Origin of the sequence: Neorhizobium sp. 2083, from assembly GCF_031455615.1 — a bacterium.
Classification (GTDB): domain Bacteria; phylum Pseudomonadota; class Alphaproteobacteria; order Rhizobiales; family Rhizobiaceae; genus Neorhizobium.
Map to the genome: position 1 here is coordinate 118669 of NZ_JAVDTC010000011.1, position 16436 is coordinate 135104.

The 16436-nt window shown below is 62.3% G+C and carries 15 protein-coding genes; 1 reads left to right on the forward strand and 14 read right to left on the reverse strand.

Going from position 1 to position 16436, the window contains the following annotated elements; genetic code table 11:
- Nucleotides 1–40: 40 nt before the first annotated feature.
- Nucleotides 41–1231, forward strand: coding sequence for a mandelate racemase family protein (locus tag J2X76_RS29200; protein ID WP_405030119.1), 1191 nt, complete (start codon nucleotides 41–43; stop codon nucleotides 1229–1231).
- Nucleotides 1232–2370: 1139 nt separating this feature from the next.
- On the opposite strand, the gene J2X76_RS29205 is transcribed toward J2X76_RS29200, so the two are convergent.
- The 14 genes from J2X76_RS29205 to J2X76_RS29270 form a co-directional block, all read right to left on the reverse strand.
- Entirely contained in the window at nucleotides 2371–3429 is a 1059-nt protein-coding gene (locus tag J2X76_RS29205) for a dienelactone hydrolase family protein (protein WP_310221086.1), read from the reverse strand.
- Nucleotides 3426–4160, reverse strand: coding sequence for a FadR/GntR family transcriptional regulator (locus tag J2X76_RS29210; protein ID WP_310221088.1), 735 nt, complete (start codon nucleotides 4158–4160; stop codon nucleotides 3426–3428). The genes J2X76_RS29205 and J2X76_RS29210 overlap by 4 nt, the downstream gene beginning before the upstream one ends.
- A 33-nt stretch (nucleotides 4161–4193) precedes the next feature.
- Entirely contained in the window at nucleotides 4194–4952 is a 759-nt protein-coding gene (locus J2X76_RS29215) for an ABC transporter ATP-binding protein (protein ID WP_310221090.1), read from the reverse strand.
- Nucleotides 4949–5806, reverse strand: a complete 858-nt coding sequence (locus tag J2X76_RS29220; RefSeq protein WP_113130992.1) for an ABC transporter ATP-binding protein — start codon at nucleotides 5804–5806, stop codon at nucleotides 4949–4951. The genes J2X76_RS29215 and J2X76_RS29220 overlap by 4 nt, the downstream gene beginning before the upstream one ends.
- 26 nt (nucleotides 5807–5832) lie before the next feature.
- Entirely contained in the window at nucleotides 5833–6702 is an 870-nt protein-coding gene (locus J2X76_RS29225; protein ID WP_113131034.1) for an ABC transporter permease, read from the reverse strand.
- Between the two features lie 37 nt (nucleotides 6703–6739).
- A complete protein-coding gene (locus tag J2X76_RS29230; RefSeq protein ID WP_310221093.1) occupies nucleotides 6740–7756 on the reverse strand; it encodes an ABC transporter permease in 1017 nt (338 codons plus the stop codon).
- 65 nt (nucleotides 7757–7821) lie between these two features.
- Complete coding sequence (locus tag J2X76_RS29235; protein ID WP_405030120.1) at nucleotides 7822–9426, reverse strand: ABC transporter substrate-binding protein; 1605 nt, start codon at nucleotides 9424–9426, stop codon at nucleotides 7822–7824.
- A gap of 357 nt (nucleotides 9427–9783) precedes the next feature.
- Entirely contained in the window at nucleotides 9784–10308 is a 525-nt protein-coding gene (locus tag J2X76_RS29240; RefSeq protein WP_310221095.1) for a hypothetical protein, read from the reverse strand.
- Nucleotides 10295–10615, reverse strand: coding sequence for a nucleotidyltransferase domain-containing protein (locus J2X76_RS29245; RefSeq protein WP_310221097.1), 321 nt, complete (start codon nucleotides 10613–10615; stop codon nucleotides 10295–10297). Before J2X76_RS29245 ends, J2X76_RS29240 begins: the two co-directional genes overlap by 14 nt.
- A 234-nt stretch (nucleotides 10616–10849) precedes the next feature.
- Nucleotides 10850–11962 carry a sialidase family protein gene (locus J2X76_RS29250; protein WP_310221099.1) on the reverse strand — a complete coding sequence of 371 codons (1113 nt, stop codon included), beginning with the start codon at nucleotides 11960–11962 and terminating at the stop codon, nucleotides 10850–10852.
- A gap of 50 nt (nucleotides 11963–12012) precedes the next feature.
- Nucleotides 12013–12945 carry a carbohydrate ABC transporter permease gene (locus tag J2X76_RS29255; RefSeq protein WP_310221100.1) on the reverse strand — a complete coding sequence of 311 codons (933 nt, stop codon included), beginning with the start codon at nucleotides 12943–12945 and terminating at the stop codon, nucleotides 12013–12015.
- Nucleotides 12942–13844 carry a carbohydrate ABC transporter permease gene (locus J2X76_RS29260; protein ID WP_113130998.1) on the reverse strand — a complete coding sequence of 301 codons (903 nt, stop codon included), beginning with the start codon at nucleotides 13842–13844 and terminating at the stop codon, nucleotides 12942–12944. The genes J2X76_RS29255 and J2X76_RS29260 overlap by 4 nt, the downstream gene beginning before the upstream one ends.
- Before the next feature lie 10 nt (nucleotides 13845–13854).
- Entirely contained in the window at nucleotides 13855–15156 is a 1302-nt protein-coding gene (locus tag J2X76_RS29265) for an extracellular solute-binding protein (protein ID WP_113130999.1), read from the reverse strand.
- A gap of 30 nt (nucleotides 15157–15186) precedes the next feature.
- Nucleotides 15187–16281 (reverse strand): ABC transporter ATP-binding protein, encoded by a 1095-nt coding sequence (locus J2X76_RS29270; RefSeq protein ID WP_310221103.1) that lies wholly within the window; start codon nucleotides 16279–16281, stop codon nucleotides 15187–15189.
- Nucleotides 16282–16436 lie beyond the last annotated feature (155 nt).

Consider the following 16436-nt stretch of genomic DNA (forward strand, 5'->3'; position numbering starts at 1 on the left):
GGCGGCGCCGATCCGGCCTCGGCCGGGTCCCCGAAATGAAATGGCGAGGGCTCGTCCCTCCGCTTCTGACAGGAGGAATTTCGTGAAGATCGTAGACGTCAATGTGCGGGTATTCTCCCACACCACGCGCCGCCACCAGGATACCGCCGGCCATGCTCATCCCGGCCCGCCGCACAAGGTCAACCTGGCGCTGCTCACCATCGTCGATGACGACGGCGCCGAAGGTTATTGCTTCGCGCCGCCGGAAGTCATCCGCCCGCACGTGATCGACAAGTTCGTCAAGAAAGTGCTGATCGGTAAAGACCCGTTCGCGCGAGAGCGCCTGTGGCAGGACCTCGCCCACTGGCAGCGTGGCAGCGCCATGCAGCTGACCGACCGCGCGCTCGCGATCGTCGACTGCGCCCTCTGGGACCTCGCCGGCCGCAAGCTCAACATGCCGGTCCACAAGCTGATCGGCAGCTACCGCGAAAAGATCCCGGCCTATGGCTCGATCATGTGCGGCGACGAGCTGGAAAACGGCCTCGCGACGCCGGAAGATTACGGCCGCTTCGGCGAGAAGCTCGTGGCGCGCGGCTACAAGGGCATCAAGCTGCACACCTGGATGCCGCCGGTTTCCTGGGCACCCGACGTCAAGATGGACTTGAAGGCCTGCGCCGCGGTCCGCGAGGCGGTCGGCCCGGATATCCACCTGATGATCGATGCCTTCCACTGGTATACCCGCACCGAAGCGCTGGAACTCGGCAAGGGCCTCGAAAAGCTCGGCTTCGCCTGGATCGAGGAGCCGATGGACGAGCAGAGCTCGGCCTCCTATGCCTGGCTTGCGGAAAACCTCGACATTCCGGTCCTCGGCCCGGAAAGCGCCGGCGGCAAGCATTTCAGCCGCGCCGAATGGATCACCTCGAAGGCCTGCGACATCCTGCGCACCGGCGTCCACGACGTTGGCGGCATCAGCCCGGCGATGAAAAGCATGCATCTCGCCGAATCTTTCGGCATGAACTGCGAGATTCACGGCAACGGCGCACCGAACCTGATCGTCGCGGCCTGCACCAAGAATGCAAAATGGTACGAACGTGGCCTGCTGCACCCGTTCCTCGAATATGACGACGGCTTCGAATACCTGAACGCCCTGGTCGATCCGATGGACGAGGACGGCTTCGTGCATATCTCCGACAAGCCCGGCATGGGCGAAGACATCAATTTCGACTTCATCAACGCCAATCTGGTCGGATAATACCGACCCTGCCTCCCAAGCAGGAAAGAGAAGCCCGGTCCCTTTTTGGAGCCGGGCTTTTTGTTTTACCATCGGTGTCGCCGATGAGTGGATCCTCGGGTCGAGCCCGAGGATGACGAGTGTGTGGGAGTGGCTTGCGACAACAGCCGCCGTCCGCTTGCTGAAACCACGACTTGGGGCACGCCTGATAGCCCCTCTCTCCTTCGTCATCCTCGGGCTCGACCCGAGGATCCACCCACCAACGATCAAAAACCCTCGGTAAATTCACCGATTTCCGGCCTTCGGCCAGCATTCTAGAGCCCCGCGCAGTCTCCCGCCGTGGCTTTTCAAAGATCGGAGAGCCCACACGAATGCGGAATCTCATATAGATTTTAATAGGTGGCTCCGCATTCGCGTGGCCTTCGGCGTCTTGTCGGGGCTTCCGGCCCCTACAGGTGATCACCTCGCCTCGCTGCGTGGCTTTATTCGCGGCTTCCTTTCGGGAAACCCTGCCACTTGGACGGCTCAACCGAACCCGGCCCGGCGGCCAGGGGGAGGCTTGATAGGAATGTTCGCCTTTCGACGAGCACTCCATGGCTTTCACCTCTTCCACCATCCCCGCACGTTACGGTTCGGGTGGAAGCGCCGGCCCCCGCCTGCCCGCGAACGTCTCGCGAAACACTCCGGCGACGGAAGCGGGAGGATTGTAGGCATGGGTTTGGAAGGCGGGGATGATGATGAGGTCAAGTTATTGGAGACGCTACGCTGGGATGATGAATTGTCCACGGGACAAGCATGGAAAGACAGCATTGGAAGGCGTCCCCCGCCTACCCCCCTCTGTCCTGCCGGACATCTCCCCCTCAAGGGGGGAGATCGGCCAGAAGCAAGGTCTTGGCCGACCAAAAGCCTTGAGATTGCCGAACTCCACTTCCTGCCGGCTTCCTGCCCTTGCACAAATCAGAGAGGAACCGCTGAGCAAGCCTCCTTCGATCTCCCCCCTTGAGGGAGTAAGGCGCGATCCGGTGAATCGATCGCAGTGCCGAACGCCGGCAGGACAGAGGGGGTGCCACACGGCACAATCCCCGCCACTCAGGAAGGCTGTAGGGGAAAACAAGCCTCGACCAAATCCAAGCCCGCATTTCGCGAAGGGCTTGCTCGCCTCATATCACCCGCCCGAGCCAATCCATCGCATGGTCCTGCTGGTCGACCGGGAATGCATGCGCCGCACCGGGCCAAAGCCGCGTTTCGAGGCAATGTTCCGCATCCGCCGCCAGCCAGATCGCATGAAGCTGCTCCTGCGCCGCCAGCGCCGCAGGCTCGGGAAAATGCCGATCCTCGGCACCGCTGAAGATCAGGGCGGGTTTTGGTGCGGCGAGCCCCGCAAAATGCGGATAGTCGAGCTTTCCCGCGATCGGCGGATGCAGCATGGAAAAGGCGGACTGGCCGCGAAGCTGGTTGTTGCCCGGCTGCATGAGCCCTTGGAGCGTCCCCATCCAGCCGCCGGCGACACAGGCTTTTGCGTCGTCCGAAAGCGCGGCCACCTGCCAGGCGCGCGAGCCGCCCATCGAATAACCGAAGCTCGCCACACGGGTTCCGTCGACACCCGGCAAACGGCAGAGCCACGCCATCGCCTCTAGGTCCTCGCGCAGGATGACGGAGGCGTGGGAAACGCCGAACTGCATGAGATTGGCCGCCAGCGCCTGCTGCGCCTCGTAGCCGTTGCCTTTGCGGCCTCCCCAGCCGAGCGCGTCGGCGCAAAGCACCGTGTAACCGCGCCGGGCGAGTTCGTTGCCCACCTGCCGGCCCCCGTAGAGCCTCGCCGTCCAGTGGTCCACGTCCGCGGCGATCTCGGGAAGTTCGCCGGGCCGGCCGATCATCTTTTCCTTGCCGATCGAAAAGAACGAGCCGTGGTCGTGCAGCAGAAGTGCGGCCGGCGTCCGGGCGTCGGTGTCCGGCCGCAGCAGATAGGCTCCAGCGATTTCGCCATTGGAGAAATGAAGCTGCAGTTCCTGGCCCCTGCAACCCTCTTCCCTCCATTCGCCCACCACGAAAGCGCCGGCGGGAGTTATGCGTTCGACGCCGAGCGCCGCGCGGACCTTGTCGCGTGTCCGTTCTCTCCAGGCCGAAAAATCGTCCTTTGCAGGATCGAAATTCCATCCGAACGAGAGGGTATCCCGAAGCCTCTTCGCAAGGCCCGACATGTTGTCGCCGTCGATCATGGCGTATTCCGCGACCTCGCGATGAGCCGGTCGCGGCTATCGGAGAGATGTCTGCGCATGGCCGCGCGGGCGCCCTCGGCATCCTGGCCCTCGATGGCCAGGAAAATCGCCCTGTGCTCATCGTTGACGCGCTGCAGGTGGCCGGCGAAAGTTTCGTCATTGACCTGATGCGCCTGCATGCGCATGCGCGGCATCAGCGTTTCGCCGAGATAATTAAAGATGCCGATGAAATGTTCGTTCTGGCTGGCAGCGGCGACGGCGCAGTGAAATTCGAAGTCCGACTGCGTGCTGCGGTCGAGCTGCCGGATCGAGCGGTCCATCGATTCAAAAGCGGCATGCATCGCCGCGACATCGACGGCGGTCCGGCGTTCGGCGGCGAGAGCCGCGGATTCGGATTCGATGCCGATGCGCAGTTCGAGCCCTTTCAGCACGCTTTCGACCCGCATCATATTTTCATCGGTGAGCCGGAACGGCGCGACGCCGGCATCCTCGCGCACGAACACGCCGATGCCGTGATGGATGGACACATGCCCGCTCGCGCGCAGATTGGCGATCGCTTCGCGGACGACCGTGCGGCTGACGCCCAGTTCGTCGATCAGCGCCTTCTCCGTCGGCAGCTTCGATCCGCGCGGATATTCCCCGAGCTTGATGCGCTCGGTGATCATGCGCACCACCTGCGAACTCAGGGTCTCCCTGCGACGCCAGGTAGAGGCTTGGGCTTCGGCTGTCATCGGGGCACCTCCATGGCGTCAAAGACGGGAAATTCAGACAGCGTGGTCGTATTCGAGGCTCGCCTGTATCAGTTCACGGGCATAGGGGTCCGCCGCCTGGCCCGTCGCCAGCACGTCCCGGCTCATCACCTCGACCACGCGGCCGTGCTGCATCACCGCCAGCCGCTCGCACATATGGTCGATCACCGCAAGGTCGTGGGAGACGAAGAGATAGGTCAGCTTGCGTTTTACGCGCAGGTCCGCGAGCAGATTGAGCACTTCCGCCTGCACCGAGACGTCGAGCGCGGAGGTCGGCTCGTCGAGAAGCAGGATGCGCGGTTCCAGAATGAGCGCGCGCGCGATCGCCACGCGCTGCCGCTGGCCGCCGGAAAGTTCGTGCGGATAACGCGACAGGAAAGCCGGATCGAGGCCGACATCGATCAGCGCCCGTTCCATGCGTTCGAGCTGGCGGTCCATGCGATGGATGCGCAGCGGCTCCTGAAGCGCCGTGCGGATCGACTGGCGGGGGTGGAGCGAACCGTAGGGATCCTGGAAAACCATCTGGACCGTGCGGCAATATTCGACGAAAGGCATGTCGTTGACCGACCGCCCTTGAAGCTGGATATCGCCCTCCCAGACATTCAGGAGGCGGGCGATGCAGCGCAGGATGGTCGACTTGCCGGAACCGGATTCACCCACGAGCCCGAAGGATTCGCCGGCCTCGACCGAAAAGCAGACATCGCCGAGAATGCGCTTCTTCGCCGAACCGTAACCGAGATCGATCGAGAGATTGCGAACGTCGATGGCGGTCATGCGGGCACCTCTTTGGTATTCTGCGAGATGACTTCACGGTTCAGCACCGGAAGCGGCTTGCGGCTGCCGCCGATATGCGGCTGTGCGGCAAGCAGGCCTTGGGTATAGGGATGCGTGCAGTTGCGCATGTCGCGGGCGGCGCGTTCCTCGACCACTTCGCCATGGCGCATGACGAGAACACGGTCGCAGAAATTGCGCACCAGGTTGAGGTCGTGGCTGATCATGATCAGGCCGATGCCCTTGTTCGTCACCAGCTCGTTCAGGATGTTGAGGACCTGCATGCGCACGGTGACGTCGAGCGCCGAGGTCGGCTCGTCGGCGATGATGATCTGCGGCTCGGGGATCAGCATCATGGCGATCATGATGCGCTGTCCCATGCCGCCGGAGACTTCATGCGGATAGAGGCTGAAGACGCGTTCCGGGTCGCGGATCTTCACCGCTTCCAGCATTTCCAGCGTCTTCTGCCTCGCCGCCTGGGCCGACGCCCTGGTGTGGACGCGGTAGGCCTCGGCAATCTGGTCGCCGACGCGGTGCACCGGGTTGAGCGAAAATTTCGGGTCCTGGAGGATCATCGAAATGCGCCGGCCGCGGATCGTCAGCATCTCTTTTTCGCTCGCCGAGATGAGATCGGTGCCGGAAAAATCCATCCGGTCGGCCTCGATCCTGGCGGTCGGCAGCAACTTCAGCAGCGCGCGGCCGATCGTCGACTTGCCGGAACCGGATTCGCCGACGATGCCGAGCCGCTCGCGGCCGAGATCGAAGGAGACGCCCTTGACGACGGTGTTGTAGGTCTTGCCGGCGCGATAGCTGACGCGGAGATTTTCGACCTTCAGGAGTGCTTGGCTGTTGTCCATGGCGGAATCCTAACGCTGTTTCGGGCCTATCTTTGCTTCGGATCCAGCGCGTCGCGCAGGCCGTCGCCCAGAAGATTGAAGGCGAGGCTGACGAGCAGGATGGCGCCGCCCGGGAAGGCGACCAGCCACCAGTTGTCCAGCATGTAGCGCCGGCCGGTGGCGATCATCGCGCCCCATTCGGGAAGCGGCGGCTGGGCGCCGAGACCGAGGAAACCAAGGCCGGCGGCGGTCAGGATCACGGTCGCCATCGACAGCGTGATGCGCACCAGAACCGAGGGAAGGCACATCGGCATGATCGACTTGACGATGATGCGCAGCGCCGACGCCCCCTGCATGCGCGAGGCCGAGATATAGTCGGCATTGCGGAAGGTCAGCGTTTCGGCGCGGGCGAGGCGGGCGATCGGCGGCCAGGTGGTCAGCCCGATGGCGATGATCGCGTTTTCGAGGCCGGCCCCCAGCGCCGCCACGAAGGCGAGCGACAGGATCAGGCTCGGGAAGGACAGGAAGATATCGGTGATGCGCATCATGATCGTGTCGTACCAGCCGCCGAAATAACCGGCGGTCGTGCCGACCAGAAGCCCGATCGGGCCGACGATGACCGAGACGATGGTGATGATCGTCAGGCTGATGCGCGTGCCGTAGATGATGCGGCTCATGATGTCGCGGCCGAGCTCGTCGGTCCCAAACCAGTGCTCGGCGCCCGGCGGCTTCAGCGTGTTGCTCAGATTGACGATATTCGGATCGTAGGGCGCGATCAGCGGCGCGACGATCGCCGTCAGGAGCAGGATGGTGATGACCACGAGACCGAAACCCGAAGACGGGTTGCCCAGAAGCTCGCGGATGACTGCGAGCAGACGGCGCAACGCCGAGTTGGGATTTGAGCGGGTACCGTTCATGGCCACGTCCTGCATATCGAGAGATTGAGCCGCCATATCAACGCGTCCTCGGATCGAAGATCTTGTAGAGCGCATCGGAAAGCAGGTTGAGCGCGATGAAGATGATACCGACCAGCAGCACGCAGGTCATCACCGCGTTCATGTCGCCGATCAGCATGTTGTTGGTGATGTACTGGCCGAAGCCCGGCCAGGAGAACACGGTCTCGATGAGCACCGCGCCTTCGAGCAAGCTGCCATAGGCGAGCGCCACGATCGTCACCAGCTGCACGCGGATATTGGCGAATGCGTGATGCCAGATGGTGCGGTTCTTCGACAGGCCCTTCACCCGCGCGGTGGTGACATATTCCTGGTTCAGCTGGTCCAGCATGAAGCTGCGGGTCATGCGGGTGATATAGGCCATCGACGAATAACCGAGGATGCTCGCCGGCAGCAGCAGGTGGTTGATCGCATCCCGGAAGACTTCCCAGTCGCCGGCCAGCACCGCGTCGATCAGCAGGAAACCCGTCGTCTCCGGCACGAGGCCGATGTAATAATCCGACAGGCGGCCGCCGCCGCCGACCAGATCGAGCGCCGCGTAGAAGATGATCAGGCCGATCATGCCGGTCCAGAAGATCGGCATGGAATGCCCGATGAGGGTGAGGAAGCGGATGACGTGGTCGATCGGCCGGTTGCGGCGCACGGCCGCCAGAATGCCGAGCGGAATGCCGAGCCCCGCCCCGACGATGATCGCGAAGGTCGCAAGCTCGATCGTCGCCGGCATGACGTGCAGGATGTCGTTGATGACCGGCTGCCCGGTGCGGATCGACGTCCCGAAATCGCCATGCGCCAGGTCGTTCACATAACGGAAGAACTGCTGGTAGAGAGGAAGGTTCGCGCCGATCCGTTCCGCGACGGTGTCGTATGTAGCCTGGTCGGCCTCTTCGCCGACGATGGCGCGGACCGGATCGACCGGCATCAGCCGTCCGATGCAGAAAGTCAGGACCAGCAACCCGAGAAGGGTCGCCAATATGGTGCCGGCCTGCCGCGTGAAAGCGGTGAGACGCTCGTTTGTCATGGGGCTTCCTCAGGATCGTACCAGCCGCCGCGGCGCTTCGGGACAAGCGCCGCGGCGGCTGACGATTATCTTGCTTTCTTGACCGTGCGAAGCTGGGTCGACCAGGACGGGTTCAGTTCGAGACCCTTGATGTCGGCCCGGAAGCCGACGCTGTCGACCACTTCGGAGAAGGGCTGGATGGCCGGAACCATATCCGCGTAATAGGTCTGGATGGCCTCGTAGTCCTTGATCTGCTTGTCCTTGTTGCCTTCCACGAGAGCATCGTCGATCATCTTGTTGATCTTTTCATCATAGAAGGAGGTGCGCCAGCCCTGGAAGTTGGTGAGCTTCGCCTCGTCCGCATTGTTGGGATTGTAGACGATGGCGCGGAAGTTCGAGTCGGGATGCGGCAGCTGGCCGCCGCCGCCGCGGCCGACGACAAGCTCGTATTTGCGCTCGCGCATCGCGCCGTAGATCTGGTCGCCGGAGCCGGTGATGATCTCGGCCTTGATGCCCGCCTGCGCAAGCGTCGCCTGGATGGCGGTCGCAAGGCTCATGAACGGCACGTCGGAAATGGCGCGCAGCGAGGTCGAGAAGCCGTTCGGATACCCGGCCTCGGCGAGCAGCGCCTTGGCCTTGGCGACGTCGAGCTTGTAGCCCGCATTCGGCAGGGCGCCGAAAATGCCGGCCGGAACGGGACGATCGCGCAGCTTGCCGAAATAGGGCAACACGCTGTCGTTCAGGCCCTGGTAGTCGATCAGATAACGCAGCGCCTCGCGGACCTTCGGCTTCTGGAACTTCTCGTCCTTCATGGAAACGGCCAGATAATAGAAGCCGCTGCCGCCGTTGGTCTGGATCTTGACGTCCTTGCTGCTCTCGAGAGCCTTGAGGTCGGCTGCCGACATGGAATAGGCGATGTCGATATCGCCCTTTTCAAGCATCAGCCGCTGGCTCTGCGATTCCGCCAGATGGCGCATCATGATCCGGCGCATGGCCGGCTTCTCACCCCAGTATTTCGGGTTCTGCTCGAGCGTGACGCGCTCGTTCGACTGCCACTGGCCAAGCGTGAACGGGCCGGAACCGGCAGAATTGTTGGTAAGCCAGGCAGCCCCCATGTCGCCGCCCTTGTCGTGCTCCATCACCGTCTTCATGTCGAGGATGGAACCCGGACCGACGATGCCGAGCGTCTGCACGACGATCTGCGGATCGACCTTCTTCGGCAGCTTGATGACGACGGTGCCATCGTCCGGAGCGGTAAAGCTCTGATCGGCATTGGCCGCAGAGAAGCCGTGTGTCTTGAGGAACGACGCCTGGGCGAGGTTGAGCTTCATCAGGCGCTTGAAGGACCAGACGACATCCGCCGAGGTGACCGGATTTCCGGAGGCAAACGTCGCTCCCTTGCGCAGCTTGAAGGTGATCGAGCCGTTGTCGTCGGCGATCGTCCAGCTTTCCGCCAGCTGCGGATCGACCTGGGCGCGGTTGACGGCGTCAAGCGCAACGAGGTTATCATATATGTTCGTGAGGACCTGTACGGTCTCCTTGCCGGTAATGGCGGCGGGATCGAGCGTCAGGATATTGGTCATCGAAAAACCGACGACCAGCATATTCGGCGGGGTTTCGGCATAGGCGGGCTGGAAAAGCAGTGTGGAACCGAGCAATACGGGTCCCATCATTCTCAGTAGCGGCTTCATGGCCGATCCTCCCTTGGGTCGCCGGTTCTCCTCCCGGCTGATGGACAATGCGATCCAAGAGATATGATGTCTTACGACACGTGTCAATCCGAAATGCCCGTGTTCGCCGACTCCTTGCGAAGTCGTCGCGAACAAGCGTCATCTATATTTCCGGATCTGCTTTGAAGCGCGACAGGCAACCGTATTTAAGAGCATGGGGCGGCGCATGGAGCCCTCTCCCCTGTGCGGAGGGGCTGGGGAGTTATCTTCCTTCAACGGAAAAAGACCCTCCCCACCTGCCGGCCACCACCGGCGAGGGTTAAGAATGCCGCACCACCTCGCGTCCAGAATTAGGTAGCATTGCCACCAAATGGTGCGCTAGCGTCCGGCGCTGAACGTCTCGCCATTTCCGCCGTCGTGATCGTCACCGCTCGTCATTGCCCTCTCCAGCCGGATCACCGCGTCAATGAACGCGGGAAAGGCAGACTTGAGAAGCTCGAGGTTTGTGGCGACCTTATCGGGCTTCAGGTCGAAACCGTATTTGTGGCGCACGAGATGGCGAAATCCCTTGAGTTCAAAAAGAGCGTCATAAAGTTCGAGATCGAGTAGTGCCGGACGCGTTCCAGTAATCTCGGCTGCCATCTGATCGAGAATGTCTTGGTGGGCGGAACCGCCTGTGGGGACGTAATCATCGACATCTCTCGCGATACTGAGAAGAATGTCCTCAATTCCATTATAGACATTGTGGATGCCCGATGAGACCGCCGCCACGGCTCCCCAGTCTCCATCTGCCACCTCAGCCGAATGGCTTGCGTAATACTGTTCCATCTGTGCCAACTCACGCTCTGCGCGGGCGATTCTTGGGGAAAGTTTCGCGAACTCTGGCAGGCTAAATGATGTCATGCAGTAACTCCAAGACACGATCTTCGGTCAGATCGTCCTCAAAAATCAGATCGTAAGGAACTGCAGATGGCCGCATGCCGTCAGCAACCAATCGTTCAACCAGATGACGGCGCTTGGGTTCGATCGGCCCGCGGACGAGAAAATCGACATCCGAATGGGAGCGGAAATCACCTTTCGCCAAAGAGCCTATAATAGTTATTTCGATCCCGTTCCTTTCAGCGGCATGCAGAATACGCGCGACGGCTGCGGACGCCCGTTCGTGCCGGGCTTCCCGTCTCCTCACCGTAAGTGCGTCCATCCTGTTCATGCGGGACTTCAATCTCCTACGACGAGCCTACAGCAATACGAGCAAAGTCGAAAGCCGACGACATCTCTCTAGAATGTCTGGTCATCGAATTGGTGGCACTTCCTGCCCAATAGTGCTCGCGTTCCCACATGGGATTGCCCTGCCCTTGTTGGGAAGACTTACGGACGATGCGCCACCGCGCACCCCGTAGGCGATTGTCCTGCCGGCCGCTTAGTCTGCGCCGGTCAAGCCTGATCAGCGTGCGATCTCGTAAATCGAGGCGGCGATGAAGCGATCCTGATCGCTGCCGTAATTGTAGTAATAGACGCTCAGAAGCTTGCCATCCGGCCGCACCACGGTGCGGGGATAGCCGAGATCGGACATGCCGCCGTCGTCACGGATGATGATGTCGTCGCTCCAGGTCCTGCCCTCGTCGGAGCTTACCCGCGCCCGCAAACCGAAGGGCGCATCGCGATAACCGAAGACCAGCGCCAGCCGGCCGTCCTGCAGCCGGTTGATCGTCGGCGGGTTGCCGCCATAACCGGTGTTCGGCACCGGCCGGCCGATCGGCTCCCAGGTCTTGCCTTCGTCGCCGGAGACATAGGCGTCGATCCAGGCCTTGCGATCCGGCCCACGGCTGGCGGTTGCGCAACGCACCAGCGTCAGCACCTTGCCGTCCTTCAGGCGGATCGAGGCGGGCATGATCGCAAAACCTTCCGGCTCCTCGCCGACGAAGCTCTCGAAACTGAAGCTCTTGCCGCCGTCGCGGGTGCGCACGCAGAAGACCTGGCCTTCCTTGCCGTTCGGCTTGGCGGCGCTGAGCAGGAAGAGCGCGTCATGCTTGCCGAGCGGCACGATGTCGGTGCGCGCCGAAATGCCCGGCAGGCCGAAATCGCCGAGCCGGTAAGGCCCGCGCCACGTCCTTGCCCGGTCGTTGCTGACATAGAACCAGCTGATCGCCCCGCCTAAGAGGCCGGTGCGGGCGCACATGACGATCGTTTCCGGATCGGTGAAATCGATCGGCTGATCGAGCGGGCGCAGATCCCGTTCGATATCGATCTTCGGCTGGGCCTCGAGTTCCGGAAGCACATGCTCGTCGCCGGAAAGCGTCTGGCTACCGGGCACGAAGGCGTTGAACCGCTCGATCGTCCAGGTCTCGCCGCCATCCATGCTGCGGGCCTGAACGGGAATAAAAGGCCGCGTCTTGTCGCGGGCATGCAGGTTCTCCGCCTCGCCGCGAAAGCCCTGGACAAAGATCGTCACCGCCTCGTCGCCCCACAGCCACAGACCGTAATTCGCTGGCCACGCGGCGAATTCACCCTCTTTCCGGTAGACTTCGATATTCTTGATCGAATTTGGCTTGGTCACAGGAATCCTCCTTGCCGCGGAAGCGGTCTCGTTCATGTCTTTGTCGATGATCAGCCCTTGACGCCGCTCGTCACGGCGCCGTCGATCACGTGCCGCTGCGCCAGCAGGTAAACGATGATGACCGGCAGGGTGATGAGGGTCGCCATCGCCATGACGACGTTCCAGCGCGCATCCGGTCCGCTCTGCAAGAGCTGCAGGCCGATCTGCAGGGTCGCCATCTCCCGGTGCGAATTGAGGATGAGCGGCCAGACGAAGTCGTTCCAGGCGCTCTGGAAGCTGAGCACCCCGAGGACTGCAAGCGACGGCCGGGCAAGCGGCAGCAGGATGCGCCGGAAGATCGTGAACGGCGATGCGCCGTCGAGCTTGGCGGACTCCTCGTATTCCATCGGGATGCGGGTAAAGAACTGCCGCATCATGAAGATCCCGAACGGGGTTGCCGCGGTCGGCAGGATCATGCCCCAATAGGTGTTGAGCAGGCCCGTGCCGCCATTGCCGAGCCAGTCGTTGCCGCCGGCGAACGGGATCTTCTGGACGATCAGGAAGACCGGCACGATCTGGCTCTGGGCCGGCACCATCAGGAGGCCGACGACGAGGGCGAAGATGACGTTGCGGCCGGAAAACTGCATGCGGGCGAGCGCGTAACCCGCGAGCGAGCAGAAGACGAGGTTCGAGACCGTCGAGCCGAGTGCATAGATCAGGCTGTTCACCAGCTGCCGCCCGGCATCCGGCGAGGCCATGGCATCGATATAATTCTGCCACCGCAGGCCGTCGGGAATGAAGCTCGGCGGAAACCGGAAGATTTCCTGATCGCCCTTGAAGGAGGTCGACACCATCCAGAGGAAGGGCATCACGGTGGCGAGCGCCGCAAACAGGAGCAGCAGGTAACCGATGACGTTCATCACGTCGAACCGCGGGAACTCCCGCCCCCGGCCCCGGGTGGCGATCTGCCGTTCCATCGCTGCCGGCTGTGCAAGATCGGTCATGCGTCTTTCCTCCGCATGATCCTGGTACCGATGATCGAGAACACCAGGATCGTCAGGAAAAGCACGGTCGACATGGCCGCGCCGTAGCCGAATTCAGTGTAGCCGAAGGCGGTCTGGTACATCTGGTAGACCACCGTTTCGGTCGAACCGAGCGGCCCGCCCTGGGTCATCACATAGATCGCACCGAACACCTGGAAGGTCTGCACGATCAGGATGATCAGCAGGTAGAAGGTAACGGAACTCAGCATCGGCACGGTGATACGCAGGAAGATATCCTTGCCCTTGGCTCCATCGAGACGCGCCGCCTCGTAGAGGTCGTTCGGGATATCCTGAAGACCCGCCAGATAGATGATCATCGCGGTGCCGAAGTCCCGCCAGATGGCCATGATGATCAGCGCGTTCATTGCAAGACCCGGGTTCTGCAACCATGGCTGCGGCGGCAGGCCGACCCGCGTCAGAAGTCCGTTCAGCGGACCGGCATAGGGTTCGTAGACATAGGCCCAGACGACGGCGGCCGCGATCAGCGACGTCAGGACCGGCAGGTAAAAGATCGTCCGGAACGCCATGCGCCCCGGCACTTTCTGATTGAGCGCCACCGCTGCCAGCAGTCCGAGAACCATGGTCGGGAAGGTCACGCCGATCGTATAGTGGATCGTGTTGCCCACCGCCTGCTGGAAGCGCGTGTCGTTGAACAGTTTGACGTAATTGTCGAAGCCGACGAAATTCGTCGGCTTCAGGAACGAGACGTCGGTAAAGCTCATCAAAAGCGTCGCCGCTGCCGGCAGCAGCAGCGACAGGAACAGGATGACGAGCGCGGGGGCGAGGAATGCGTAGGCGCTCCAGTTCTGATGAAAACTGACCGTTTTGACCGGTCCGGATGTCGAGTTCCGAAGCGCCATAACCTCGTCCTCAGCCCTTTTTCAGCAATGTCTGCACTTCGTCGGCCGCCGCCTTCAGCGCCTTGTCGGGCGTATTCTTCTGGAAGATGACTTCCTGCACGCCGCGGGCGACGAGCGTCATCATCCGGGGGAATACCGGCGTTGCCGGCGCGGTCGGCGGAGCGTAGCTCGCGGTCTTGATAAACTTGGCGAGATAGGGGTCGGCCAGCACATCCTTGTTCTGCTGGGCGGACTTCAGGGTCGGCACGTTCTTGCTGGCGACCGCGAAAGCCACCTGCTGTTCCGGCGACATCGCAAAGTCGACGAACTTGAGGGCCGCTTCCTGGTTCGGCGCGCCCGCCCGGACGGCGAAGCAGAAGGGATCGACGAGAGACGTGAACCCGCCGCTCTCCTTCGGGAAGGGAACGACGTCGAATTCGATCCCCGCCTTCAGCGCGTTGTTGGTCGAATAGTTGCCTGCGACCAGCATCGCGGCGCGTCCCTGGTTGAACGGGTTCGCCATGCCGCCGGGGCCGACGCCGAAGCCCGCATCGGTGATCTTGTCGGTAACCACGAGATCGCGCAGGAAGGTCAGCGCCTTGATGCCTTCCGGCCCCGCAAAGCCCGGTGCCGACAGGTCCGCCGTCAGCAGCGATCCGCCCGCGCCCTGCAGCAGCAGCGTGAAGAGTTCGAAGGCCTCGAGGTCGTTCTGGTAGAGCTGGATGCCGGAGACCTGCAACATGCCGCCGCCCGGCCGCTTGGTGACGGCCTTTGCCCATTCGCGAAGTTCGGCCCAGTTCTGCGGTCCCTTGTCCGGATTGAGGCCCGCTTCGCTGATGAGCTTGCGATTGATGCCAAGACCGCGCGAAGTGCCGTAGAGCGGCATGGAATACTGGCCGCCGTCGATACGACCATAGGCGAGTAGCGACGGGTCGAGATCCGCCGTCTTCACATTCGGCAATGCCTTGCCGAGTTCGACGAGCTTTTTGCCGGACGCATAGGTGAGGTTATAGTCCCAATGCTGGACGATCAGGTCCGGGCCGGTATTGCCGTTGATCGCCGTCAGCATCTTTTCATTGAGCTGCGACGGCTCGGCATAGAGGCTGGACTGCAGCGCGACTTCCGGACGCGCGGTCTTGAAGGCGGCTTCGAGCGCCTCGCCGGCGGCCTTCTTGCTGCCGGCGAGCTGCGACCAGAAAACCAGCTGCTGGTCGGCCGCAAGCGCCCGGCCGGAAGCCGACATCAGGACCGGCAGGCTGGCGAGACCGGCCGCGGTGCCTGACAGGAATGCCCGGCGCGTGGGTTTGATGGCATGCATGACATCGTTCTTCATCGTAAACTCCTCCCGATTTATCGACGACGATTATTTCCGACTGACGGTAGTCCCGGCGGCATCGAAGACATGGATGTTCGCCGCATCGCAATAAACGCTGAGCTCCCTGCCCGGCTCGACCGCCTGGTCGCCGGCAAACACGCAGGTGAAATTCTGGCCTTCGATGGCGCCGTGGATGATCGTCTGGGCGCCCAGTCTCTCGACCGACCGCGGAACGACGCCGATCTTTATCAACGGCTCGCTGCCGGCCGGATGCGGCGCCAGGAATTCCGGGCGAATGCCAAGGACGACCTCCTCGCCGATCTTGAGACGTTCCGCCAGCCCGTCGATCACGATCGTCCCGATGCCGGCAACGTCGAAGGAATGGTATTCGCTTTCGATCGCCTTCACCCTGCCGCGCAGCATGTTCATCGGCGGACTGCCGATGAAGCCCGCGACGAAACGATTGACCGGGCGGTGATAGAGGTCCATCGGCCTGCCCACCTGCTCGACCCGGCCGCCGTTCAGCACCACGATCCGGTCGGCCATGGTCATGGCTTCCAGCTGGTCGTGGGTGACGTACACCATGGTGGCGCCGAGCTCCTTGTGGAGCTGGGTGAGTTCGGTGCGCATCTCGATGCGCAACGCAGCGTCGAGATTGGAGAGCGGCTCGTCCATCAGGAAGATTTTCGGCTTGCGGACGATGGCGCGGGCGATCGCGACGCGCTGCCGCTGTCCGCCCGAAAGCTTCGCCGGCTTGTCCTTGAGCCGGGTGGAAAGGCGCACGGTGCTGGCCGCCTTCTCGACCTGCTGGCGGATGTCGCCCTTCGAGCGGCGCTCCATCTGCAGCGGAAAGGCGATATTGTCGTAAACGCTCATATGCGGGTAAAGCGCATAGGACTGGAAGACCATGGCAACGCTGCGCGTGCCGGCCGGCTTGCGGGTCACGTCGTCCCTGCCGATCGTGATCGCACCGTCGCTGATCGGGTCGAGCCCCGCGATCAGGCGCAGCAGCGTGGACTTGCCGCAGCCGGACGGGCCGACGAAAACCGCGAATTCTCCGTCCTCGATGGCAAGCGATACGTCCGTGATGGCGTCGAACGCGCCGTAGCTTTTCGAGACGTTGGATAGCTCCAGACGTGCCAAAGCTCGGTCCTCCCTGATTGCCTCTCCCACTGTGTCAGATACCCTGACAGCTTCACCATGCATCAAAAAAACAGACCTGTAAACAGGTTGTTCGACAACTTCTCCATAAACTGATATGATCAGTTATACATCAAGTACGATGACGGCAACGCTGG

Coding starts and splice junctions, on each gene's coding strand:
- J2X76_RS29260 (WP_113130998.1), bottom strand. CDS start 13,844: ATGGCGCTTCGGAACTCGACATCCGGACCGGTCAAAACGGTCAGTTTT.
- J2X76_RS29240 (WP_310221095.1), bottom strand. CDS start 10,308: ATGACATCATTTAGCCTGCCAGAGTTCGCGAAACTTTCCCCAAGAATC.
- J2X76_RS29255 (WP_310221100.1), bottom strand. CDS start 12,945: ATGACCGATCTTGCACAGCCGGCAGCGATGGAACGGCAGATCGCCACC.
- J2X76_RS29205 (WP_310221086.1), bottom strand. CDS start 3,429: ATGATCGACGGCGACAACATGTCGGGCCTTGCGAAGAGGCTTCGGGAT.
- J2X76_RS29215 (WP_310221090.1), bottom strand. CDS start 4,952: ATGACCGCCATCGACGTTCGCAATCTCTCGATCGATCTCGGTTACGGT.
- J2X76_RS29225 (WP_113131034.1), bottom strand. CDS start 6,702: ATGAACGGTACCCGCTCAAATCCCAACTCGGCGTTGCGCCGTCTGCTC.
- J2X76_RS29200 (WP_405030119.1), top strand. CDS start 41: ATGGCGAGGGCTCGTCCCTCCGCTTCTGACAGGAGGAATTTCGTGAAG.
- J2X76_RS29210 (WP_310221088.1), bottom strand. CDS start 4,160: ATGACAGCCGAAGCCCAAGCCTCTACCTGGCGTCGCAGGGAGACCCTG.
- J2X76_RS29235 (WP_405030120.1), bottom strand. CDS start 9,426: ATGAAGCCGCTACTGAGAATGATGGGACCCGTATTGCTCGGTTCCACA.
- J2X76_RS29265 (WP_113130999.1), bottom strand. CDS start 15,156: ATGAAGAACGATGTCATGCATGCCATCAAACCCACGCGCCGGGCATTC.
- J2X76_RS29230 (WP_310221093.1), bottom strand. CDS start 7,756: ATGACAAACGAGCGTCTCACCGCTTTCACGCGGCAGGCCGGCACCATA.
- J2X76_RS29245 (WP_310221097.1), bottom strand. CDS start 10,615: ATGAACAGGATGGACGCACTTACGGTGAGGAGACGGGAAGCCCGGCAC.
- J2X76_RS29220 (WP_113130992.1), bottom strand. CDS start 5,806: ATGGACAACAGCCAAGCACTCCTGAAGGTCGAAAATCTCCGCGTCAGC.